7 protein-coding genes are annotated in these 10,517 nt (G+C 48.4%); 6 read left to right on the plus strand and 1 reads right to left on the minus strand.

Features of this window, described 5'->3' with window-relative positions; all coding sequences use genetic code 11:
• From ACWA6V_RS08585 to ACWA6V_RS08600, 4 genes are all read left to right on the plus strand, one after another.
• A partial coding sequence (locus ACWA6V_RS08585) for a TonB-dependent receptor domain-containing protein (protein ID WP_449522092.1) occupies positions 1-1,498 on the plus strand: 1,498 nt, incomplete at its 5' end.
• Between the two features lie 89 nt (positions 1,499-1,587).
• A complete protein-coding gene (locus ACWA6V_RS08590) occupies positions 1,588-3,120 on the plus strand; it encodes a tryptophan halogenase family protein (RefSeq protein WP_449522093.1) in 1,533 nt (510 codons plus the stop codon).
• A 130-nt stretch (positions 3,121-3,250) separates the two neighbouring features.
• A complete protein-coding gene (locus ACWA6V_RS08595) occupies positions 3,251-3,766 on the plus strand; it encodes an FxLYD domain-containing protein (RefSeq protein ID WP_449522094.1) in 516 nt (171 codons plus the stop codon).
• 42 nt (positions 3,767-3,808) lie between these two features.
• The gene (locus ACWA6V_RS08600) at positions 3,809-4,108 is read left to right on the plus strand and encodes a DUF1330 domain-containing protein (protein WP_449522095.1); all 300 of its coding nucleotides are present in this window, start codon (positions 3,809-3,811) and stop codon (positions 4,106-4,108) included.
• A gap of 193 nt (positions 4,109-4,301) precedes the next feature.
• Here ACWA6V_RS08600 and ACWA6V_RS08605 read toward each other — a convergent pair whose 3' ends face one another.
• Positions 4,302-6,938, minus strand: a complete 2,637-nt coding sequence (locus ACWA6V_RS08605) for a glycosyl hydrolase family 28-related protein (protein ID WP_449522096.1) — start codon at positions 6,936-6,938, stop codon at positions 4,302-4,304.
• A 461-nt stretch (positions 6,939-7,399) separates the two neighbouring features.
• On the opposite strand from ACWA6V_RS08605, the gene ACWA6V_RS08610 reads away from it, so the two are divergent.
• The gene (locus ACWA6V_RS08610; protein ID WP_449522097.1) at positions 7,400-9,871 is read left to right on the plus strand and encodes a glucan 1,4-alpha-glucosidase; all 2,472 of its coding nucleotides are present in this window, start codon (positions 7,400-7,402) and stop codon (positions 9,869-9,871) included.
• Positions 9,872-10,039: 168 nt separating this feature from the next.
• On the plus strand, positions 10,040-10,517 hold a 478-nt coding region (locus ACWA6V_RS08615), incomplete at its 3' end, for an MFS transporter (protein WP_449522098.1).

Consider the following 10,517-nt stretch of genomic DNA (forward strand, 5'->3'; position numbering starts at 1 on the left):
TGCCTCGACATCGGCCGAAAAGCTGGCGGAGCGCCTGCAGGGCTGGGGCGCCGATTTTGTTAAACGCCAAATTGGCTATGACAGCATGCCGCTTCTGGATGAAGAACTTAATCAACTTAAATTAAGCGCGAGCCGCGATCTGGATTTTGGAATTTTTAACAAAATTCAAGTGGGCGTTGCTTACGATACGCGCGATAAAACAATTGATGGCAGAGAACAGTATTACTTCGGCCCACATTTGGATGCAAACGGCGAACCTATTTTTTCATCGCTGCCGAGCAAAACCGGTTTAACCGATTTGAGCTTTATTGGTCTGGGTTCAATTATTAGTTACGATCCACGCGCGCCCAAACGCGAAGGTCTATACGAGATTGTTCAGGCAACACGTGCCGATGTATTGACCAGCATCACCTCTATTGAGGAAGAAATTACCACCTTCTTTGTTAAAGCCAGCATAGACACCACCTGGGCTGATATTCCTGTTCGGGGAAATATCGGCACACAAGTTGTCAGCACAGATCAAATGTCAGCGGGCAACTCTGCCAGCGGCCAACAAAATACTCTGGTGGTAGTTTCACAAACTGGCGGCGACAGCTATACAGAAGTGTTGCCAACCATGAATTTGACCTTTCAGGTTTCTGATCAAGATTCTGTGAAACTAGCTGCAGCGCGCTCATTAAGCCGCCCCAATATGGGCGCTATGTCCGCATCATCACAATTTAATTTTAGCCCAATTGCAAACGCAATACCCGGCACCGATATAGAGACCTCACCTTGGAGTGCAAATGGCGGCAACCCGCAATTGCGTCCCTGGATTGCTGATGGTTACGACGTATCTTACGAGCACTACTTTGAAGATAGCTTAGGTTATTGGTCTGTTGCCGGTTTCTACAAAGACTTGCAGTCCTATGTATTTAACGATGCGACAATCATGGATTTCACGGGTTTTCCTGCACCAGCGGGACAAACTCCCAAAATGTATGAAGGTGTCAATAACGTTCCTACCAATGGTGATGGCGGCAATGCCAAAGGATTGGAGCTCACGCTATCGCTCTCGGGTGAACTGCTAAGCGATTACCTCGAAGGTTTTGGTGCGGTGCTGACTCAGTCATTTACTGACAGTAATATTCAACCGCAAAATACCGCAAGCAATCGCCTACCAGGCTTATCGAAACAAGTGCGCGGCATTCAGTTCTACTACGAAAAAAATGGTTTCTCGGCGCGGATTAGCCAAAACTATCGCAGCTCGTTTCTGGGTGACTTTACTAGCAACATCGGCGCCGCAGAGCAACGCATAGTGAGCGAAACTACACTGGTAGACGCGCAAATAGGTTACACCTTTGAAGGCGGCGCATTAGACGGCGTAGATATTTCTGTGCAAGGCTACAACCTGAATGATGAGCCGATTGTAAGCACCATTGATGGCGATGCATTGCGTACCATCGACTATCAATCTTATGGCCCAAGTTACGCGCTGAATATCGGCTACAAATTTTAATCGTTAGCTGATTCTGAAAAACCCTGAAGATTTTTGTCTTCAGGGTTTTTTGTTTTCATAAAATCGACTCATTTATGTTGGATTTGATTATGCACAGCACAACACCGATTGCATCTACCATTAAAAAAATTGTCATTGTCGGTGGTGGCACTGCCGGCTGGATGGCCGCCGCCACTTTTGCGCGCACGCTGGACAACTCCATCAGCATTCAGTTAATCGAGTCAGATGACATAGGTACTGTGGGCGTGGGTGAAGCCACCATTCCGCAAATTCAATTATTTAATGGCCTGCTCGGGCTGGATGAAAATGATTTTTTACGCAATACCCAAGGCACGATAAAACTCGGCATTCAATTTAATCATTGGGGCACAATTGACTCTTCCTATCTGCACGCCTTTAGCGGCATAGGTATAGATTTAGGCATGCTCGACTTTTATCACTACTGGCTCAGAAGCCAAGCGGAGGGCGGCGATTCTTCCCTTTGGGATTATTCACTCAATGCCACTGCAGCACAGCAAAATCGTTTTGAAAAAATGGAACGCGTGAGCAACACTCGCCTACCCGGTATTAATTACGCCTATCATTTTGATGCATCACTCTTTGCACAATATCTGCGTCGTTACTGCGAACAGTATGCAGTGGTGCGCACTGAGGGGAAAATCACCCAGGTCACACGGCGCCGCGACGATGGCTTTATTGAATCAGTCACACTGGAAAATGGCGCGACTATTGACGGCGATTTATTTATTGATTGCTCCGGCTTTCGCGGCCTGTTAATTGAAGGGGCATTAAAAACCGGTTACGAAGATTGGAGCCACTGGCTGCCCTGTGACAGTGCCATTGCCGCACCCTGCGCCGCCACCGAGCCGCTCTTGCCCTACACAAAAGCTACCGCTCACACGGCGGGTTGGCAGTGGCGCATTCCCCTGCAGCACCGCACTGGTAATGGCCACGTATTTAGCAGTAAGTTCATGAGCGCAGATGAGGCCACTCACATCCTAATAAACAACCTTGATGGTGAACTACTCGCCGAGCCACGCAAATTACATTTCACCACTGGTATGCGCAAAAAGTTCTGGAATAAAAATTGTGTCGCACTGGGTTTGGCCGCCGGTTTTATGGAGCCACTGGAATCCACCAGTATTCATCTAGTGCAATCAGCACTGGGGAAACTGATCGATTTATTTCCGCGCAATAATTTTGTGCAAGCTGACACCGATGAATTTAATCGGCAACTCGGCAACGAGTACCAACAGATCCGCGATTTTATTATTTTGCATTACCACGCCACCCAACGCAGTGATTCCGCCTTTTGGAATTATTGCCGCACTATGGAAGTACCGGACAATCTCACCCGAAAACTAAATTTGTTTAAACACAACGGCCGCTTATTCCGCGACAACAACGAATTGTTTACTGAAACGGGCTGGCTGCAAGTGCTGATCGGCCAAGGTGTTACACCCAACGCCTATCATCCGTTGGCCGATGCTTTAACCGCAGATCAATTATCGGACTATCTCACCGACATCAAAACCATCGTGACTAAAGCCGCCAGACTATTGCCCACACATCAGAGCTATATTGCAAAACATTGCGCTGCTACAACCCCGCCCCACCGCTAACCCCAAAGTGGCCTTCACCCTATGTGTAAGCCACCTGCCTAAAGCCACACAAAATCCACTTCCACACTTATAAAAAAGCCTTTATAGTCAGCCGCTTATCGTCTATTTATACAACACATACGGAGAAAAAATGAGTTTTATTAAAAACATGCTGATTAAGCTAGGAACAGGCTTTCTTTACGGTGCCGGGTTTTCAGTTGCCATCGTTATAGTGGTTTCACTTTCCCTTTCAAAACTATCAAACAGCATAATAGGCAGTGAAAGTGAAATGAATCAGTCAGAAGAGATCGAGACAGAAGAAATCGAAACTGAAAATGAAAATGAATACATGTTTAAAAAATATGATGAAAGTGCAAAATTAGTTACAGAAATAACCAAGGAGCGGATAAGTAAAAATGAATTTACTCTCTTAGGAATACTTAAAAACGAAGGTGAATCCAGCTGGTCATCAATCAATATAAAAGCCGAACTTTTTGATAAAAATGGCGAATTTATTGATGAGTGCAGTGATTATATTTCTGACAATTCCAGCCCGGGAAGCTCAATCAACTTCAAGTTATCATGTGGCAACTGCTCCAAGTTTCAGCTGGGAGATTATCATTCCTACAAGCTATCAATCACCAGCGCACACCATAACATGCAGTAGTAGCCATGCTGATAAAATCAATATCCACGACGGAGTTTGAAATTGAAAACACTGGCAGTAATTGAAACCAATATAATAGATCCATCCTGGATTGAAGAGTACACCGAAAATGTTACGCCAATGCTTGCAAGGATCGGCGGGAAATATATTACTCGAACTAGCAATGTTGACTTGATTGAGGGCATTGAAAAACCGCAGTTTTCTGTGATTGTGGAGTTTCCATCAAGAGAAATTGCTCTAGCGTTTTATAATTCCGAGGAATATGCGCCATACAAAAAATCGAGGCTCGCCGGTTCCAGTTCGAAATTTTTATTGGTTTCAGTGGAAAATGGCGCGGCATAACAAGAGGCCATGATAAAAATCCATAGTTGCAATACAGCTACGGATTTTACTAGCCACCGCTTTACCCAAGGTACATGCAATTAAAAAAGCGCCCGCTCACATGAGCCGGGCGCTTTTTAATAAGGGCATTATGAACACAGCATCTGGATACCCGCGTGCGCGGGTATGTCGATGAAAAATTATTAACCCTCTCTTACCAACCCGAATTACCACTCCCGCGCACAATAGTGAATTGATTGTTGGGGTTTTGCAGTGCAGCGGAACCCGTGCCAGTTACGGTGACGTTGCTGAAAGTGCCCGAGCCAGTCATGCCATTAAAATTCAAACCGTAGGTACCAGCACCGTTGATTTGTACATTATTGACACTCAGGTTAGTGAGCTGTTGGCCGTAGCTGAATAACATGGCTTCGTAGAGGCTGTTATTAATGGCGAGATTATCAATCACAATCGGGGCATTAATACTTTGGCCGTCAGCATAAATCCATAGACCACCAAAACTGGTATTCCAATTTGGCTCCCAACCGCCAGTGCGATTTAAAGTATTGCGTTTTACTTCGGTAGTGCCAGTAAAAGGTGCTGTGCCACCGGGAAAATCGCCGCGCGTGCTAATCGCAATACCAGCTGATGCACGCACGGTATCCGCACCGATTGAATCCAATACTTTATTATCCTGCCCGCCGTAAATCGCGTAGGTGTTGGCCAGTATTGACATTTGCGCCGTGTTAAAACGGAAGCTGTTATTCACATTAATGCTGCCCGGTTGTGACCACATAGCAAAACTGTCGTCGCCATTGTTGCGCACATTAAAGTGACTGATGGTGGAATTTCTAACACCTGCATGGAAGTTAACGCCGTCGGCCCAGGTATTGCGAATGCGGCCATTGGTAATTAACAAACCATCGGTACCGGGCGATAACCACACACCGACTTTCATGTGCTCTACCCAAATATCCTGCACCAATGAACCAGTGCCAAAATTGCCTTCAATTGCAGCGGTGTGGCCACCGTTATCGCGATAGTAGGAATCGCTGGCGATGGTCATATCGGTAATAGTGACCTTGCTACCATTTGCATAAAAACCACCTTGGCCATTGCTGCCTTGCAGGCGTGTGTGCCACATACCAGCGCCGCGAATCTGCACGTTATTTACATCATTAATGCGCGCATTAATATTAAAAGTGCCCGCTGGAATCCACACACCCATGCCGGTTTGTTTGGCGTAGTTGATGGTATTAATAATCGCTTGCGTATCATCGCCAGCGTCGTTAGCAACTGCACCTTGGCTGGTGATAGACACAAAATTGGCAGGCATGGTGTAGGCTGCGGCAATTTGTTCCAGCTCAACAAAATCGATTTTATAAAATGCCGCTGTGTCAGTTGCATCGCGCTGTAATTTTACAATCGCACCGGCGGGAATATTCAAACCGGTAAATTGTGAGTCATCGTAAAAGTGATGGCCGCCACCGCCCGATGGATTATCGTTATTAAACGGATAGCCACCGTAGGTCCAGGCAAAATGCGAAGATAAATTCAGTGTTCGCACTTTAGTGCCGTTCACATACAAGCTGAGGGTATTGTTAGTACCGCCACCATTAGCAGCTTCCGGCATGTTGTAGCGCACCACCAAACTATTAGCTGCTTTGCTGGCGGTCCACTGGACATACTGGCCAGTCGAATTCAGCGCAACAAATTTTCTGCCGGACGATTCCGATTCAACGCTCGGGAATGTCGTACCGTAGGCTGATACTTGTCCGTTCGTAGTGACCGCTTCCGCTTCGTAGGTTTGATACGCCAGAGTTGCGCCGCGCGCTACCATAGCAACACCACCGGCAACGGCTACAGAATCTATATTAACGCCGCCGGTATTACCCGCATCATATTGATAACTGATGCTGTTGAACCCGGCGCGCAGTGCGAGCGTTTCGGCTTTATTCGCCCAAGTAGTATTGCCGCCAGTGGCGGCGAGTGTAGTGGTTAAGGTTTTTAAACCATTCACATAAACACTCAAGGTTTTATCCGAACCAGTGCCATTCGCGTAGCGCAAACTCACAGAGTAATTGCCCGCGCTATTGGTATTCACTGCCACAATTGTACGTGCACCCTGGGTAACAAAATTTTGCAAATAAGTGCCTGCATTAGTCACACCGCCGGAATAAAAATTATCTTCCGCTTGATAACTAATGGTTGCACTCGCGCTTGAAGATGAACTTGACGTTGGCGTGCTTGATGCGGGAACACTTGAAGGTGCAACGCTGGATACTGGCCTGCTCGACGCTGGAACACTTGAAGGAGCAACACTGGATGCGGGCTTACTGGAAGCCGGGGCACTGGACGCAACCGAGCTTGAAGACGTGGTGCCATTTACCAGTTCAAAACGCCACTGGGTACTCCACCAATTTTTATCGATACTGCCGGATTGCACAAATCCCGTCTGGTTTTCCACATGTAAATATTGCGCAGACTGCCAGCGGTTTCGAATCCATGAATAGTTGCTGTCTATGGTTTCCAGCGTCCACTGGGCACTCCACCAACTGCTGTCACCACCAGCAGCTTGTGCTCTACCTGTCAGGTTTTCAATGTGCAAGTAGTCGCTAGTAGCAAGATTGCGAAACGTTTTGTAACCGCTGACATCTATTATTTGCCACTGGCAATGAGTTCCGGTTGCCGCTGACTGATAAGCAACGTTGGCGCCGGTATCGCACATATAGGTATTTTTCCAGCGATCAATAATACGGTAGCTACTTTGCGCAACCACACTGGTAGACATCAGCTGCAATAACAGCAAACTGCCCCCCATGACTGCAGCATTTTTTAGCGATAGTTTTTTCATAAATTATCCTCGTTCATCGTTATTGTTAAAACGTCGTTATTGTTAAAATTTTGCTCTTGTTAAAAAGAGACATTCTAGGTGGTCGAAAAAAGGCAGTACCACAGCAGCAGTGGATTAACACTGCGACTAACTGCCAGCAAGGAGAGGGACTCATTAAAACTCAGTAGCGCGGACCATTATTGTTGTTGTATTGCAGTGAAGCTGCAGCACCAGCGCGCATTAAATCTATGGTAGAGATGAACAAGTGCACCTGTCTATAGTGGCAAAACTGCTGAAAACGTTATCAATAAAAAGAAATCGATTTCAGTTAAAAAATAGTTTTATAAATGGGGAATTAAATTTATTAAATACAATTTAATTTTTTGGAAAACGTTTTCAGATTTGCAATGTGTTTTTGATACGCCGTACATTGGCAAAAACTGATATCCACTCACTGTTAACCCTTAACAATCGGGATTGCCATGACCATACAAAAGAATAAAAACCGTTTTAAAAAAAACAGCGCGCTCATCAGCATTGCTATCGCCAGCCTGATCACTCTGGCTGGCTGCGACAAAAAAACCACTGAAGCGCAGCCCACTAATACGCAGGCAGTAAACATCGCGCCCGGCGCGCCCGGTGCAACACCCTACTGGTCCTACTCGGGCAAAACCGGCATAGGTACTTCCTACGAGCAGTATCACCACAAGAGTTATCACAATGACGCAGCGACCGGCACTGTATCCAAAGTATGGTTTTCGCTCGCACAGGGGGTATTAACCGAAACCATGTTTGGTTTGATTCATGAGGCGCAAATTCAGGAGGCGCAATTTTTTATCGCTGGAACCAATAGCGATGGCAGCACTTTTTTGCATGAAGAAAAACGCGATCTGCTGAGCAGCATTGATTATTTACACAAGGATGCACAGGGCCGCCCGCTGTCGCTCGCGTTCAAAGTGGTGAACCGCGATAAAGACGGTCGCTACGAAATTGAAAAACATTTCTTCACCAATCCCGACAACAATAGCCTGATGATGAAAGTGCTGTTCCGCGCCTTTGTCGATGGCATCACCCCCTATTTTTATATCAACCCGCACCTCAACAATACCGGTGTGAATGACCGCGCTTGGCAAGAGAATAATGTCTGGTTTGCCGCTGAAGGTGAAACGCATTTGGCGGTATCCACTACTGCACCGGTCGCGCAAAGTGCCACAGGATTTGCCGGTGTATCGGACGGACTGCAGGATTTAATCGCCCAGGGCAAGCTGGTGCATGAATACAATTCAACGGGCACTGCATCAGGCAATATCGCCATGACCCTAGCGCTGCCCACTTTGAACAAACAGCAAACCGGCGACTGGGAATTTGTATTTGCGTTTGGCCACTCCAAGGCCGAGAGCCTCACCGCCAATCAACAGAGCCGCGCGCAGGGTTATGAGAAAATATTGGCCGCCTTTAATGGCGAAGGTGAACAGATTGGCTGGCAGGATTATTTGCAGCAGTTGCCCGCTCTGGACGCACTCGCGCAGCAGGCGACTGATGGCGGCAAATTGTTGTACGCCAGCGCCATGGTGCTAAAAGCGCAGGAAGATAAAACCCACGCTGGCGCCTTGATTGCATCGCTCTCAACACCCTGGGGTGATCAGGTGCCTGCCAGCGAACCGGCCACGGGTTACAAAGCGGTATGGCCACGGGATTTTTATCAGGTAGCCATGGCACTGCTCGCACTCGGTGACCAACAAACACCGCTGGTGGCGTTTGAGTATCTGCAAAAAATTCAGGCGGGCCCAAACACCGCTGGCTATAAAGGCACACCCGGTTGGTTTTTACAAAAGACCCATGTGGACGGCGAATTGGAATGGGTGGGTGTGCAGCTCGACCAAACCGCCATGCCGATTATGCTCGGCGCCCGCCTCTGGCGCGAAGGGGTATTGGACGATAGCCAAATCAGCCAGTGGTATCAGCGCATGCTCAAACCGGCGGCGGATTTTTTAGCGGACGGCGGCACAGTGGATTTGCTCTGGAATAAAAACACCATCAGCCCACCTATCACCCAACAAGAGCGCTGGGAGGAACAGGGCGGTTATTCACCCTCAACCACCGCCGCGATTATTGCTGGACTGGTTGCCGCTGCCGATATCGCCACCCACGCCGGTGATGACAGCGCTGCAACACGCTACTTAGCCGCCGCCGATAAGTATTCCGCGCAAGTGGAAAACACCATGTTTACCCGCACTGGCCAGTTCAATCAGGCACCGGCCGACGGCCAGTACTTTTTGCGTATTAGCTCCAATAACAACCCCAATGACAAGGGCGCACTTGAGGAGCGCAATGGCCAAACTGGTTTAGTGGAAGATGAAATTGTCGATGCCGGTTTTCTGGAATTAGTGCGCTACGGTGTGCGCCCGGCCCAAGCTTCATCGGTTGTTGAATCACTCGCGGAGTTAGACAACACCAGACTGGATAACACAGTAAGAGTGAAATACGAATTTGATTATGCGGGCATTAGTGGCAAGTTCCCCGGCTGGCGCCGCTACGGCAAAGATGGCTACGGCGATGACATCAACACGGGCAGCGCCTATACCGCCCATGAAATGCGCGCCGAAACCCGCGGCCGTGTTTGGCCCATTTTTACCGGCGAGCGCGGCCACTATGAATTGGCTAACGCAATTGCGAATAGCAACAACGAGCAAATCGCGCAGCTGCGCAACACTTACATCAAGGGCATGGAGTTATTTGCCAACGAGGGGCTGATGCTACCCGAGCAGGTGTGGGACGGCGTCGGCGGCAACCAGACCTACAACTACACCTTGGGCAAGGGCACCAACTCGGCCACGCCATTGGCTTGGTCACATGCCGAGTACATCAAACTGCTGCGCAGTTATAGCGATCAAAAAATCTGGGATCTGCACGACGGCACCGCCAAGCGGTTCAGCTCGCAGGCAGGGAACTAGCAGTACACACTATTGGCATCTGGATTGGTGTCGGAGGCTGGTATCGGGATTGCTGCAAGCATCCCGATACTAATTTAAACGTCAACTTTGATCCGCTTCAGCCTCGGCTTTCACTTTCGCTTAGGGCTATAATCAAACGCGCTAACGCTCTTTGATGGCCCTATAATTATGAAACAAAAGCCGCAACTCCAGTTCTGGCAAATATGGAACCTCTGTTTTGGCTTTTTTGGCATCCAATTCGGATTCGCCTTACAAAACGCCAACGTCAGCCGCATCTTCCAAATTCTCGGCGCCCCCATTGAAGAGATCCCCATCCTCTGGGTTGCTGCCCCTATCACCGGCCTCTTGATCCAACCGATCATCGGTTATATGAGCGATAAAACCTGGCATCGCTGCGGCCGTCGCCGCCCCTATATTTTATTCGGTGCGATTGCAGCAACCCTGGCACTGGTGGTGATGCCCAATTCGCCAGAGCTTTGGATTGCAGCTGGCATGCTCTGGGTGTTGGATGCCTCGCTCAACATCGCACTGGGGCCATCCATTGCATTGGTGAGCGATATGCTGCCGGACGAGCAGCGTTCCGCCGGGTTCTCCATGCAAAGTTTTTTTATGGGAATCGGGGCGGTGGTGTCTTCCATACTTCCAT

The organism is Cellvibrio sp., from assembly GCF_053579595.1.

What these genes read in the sequence shown, in the direction of transcription:
- ACWA6V_RS08595 (WP_449522094.1), top strand. Translation starts at nt 3,251, where the DNA reads ATGAGTTTTATTAAAAACATGCTGATTAAGCTAGGAACAGGCTTTCTT.
- ACWA6V_RS08610 (WP_449522097.1), top strand. Translation starts at nt 7,400, where the DNA reads ATGACCATACAAAAGAATAAAAACCGTTTTAAAAAAAACAGCGCGCTC.
- ACWA6V_RS08605 (WP_449522096.1), bottom strand. Translation starts at nt 6,938, where the DNA reads ATGAAAAAACTATCGCTAAAAAATGCTGCAGTCATGGGGGGCAGTTTG.
- ACWA6V_RS08590 (WP_449522093.1), top strand. Translation starts at nt 1,588, where the DNA reads ATGCACAGCACAACACCGATTGCATCTACCATTAAAAAAATTGTCATT.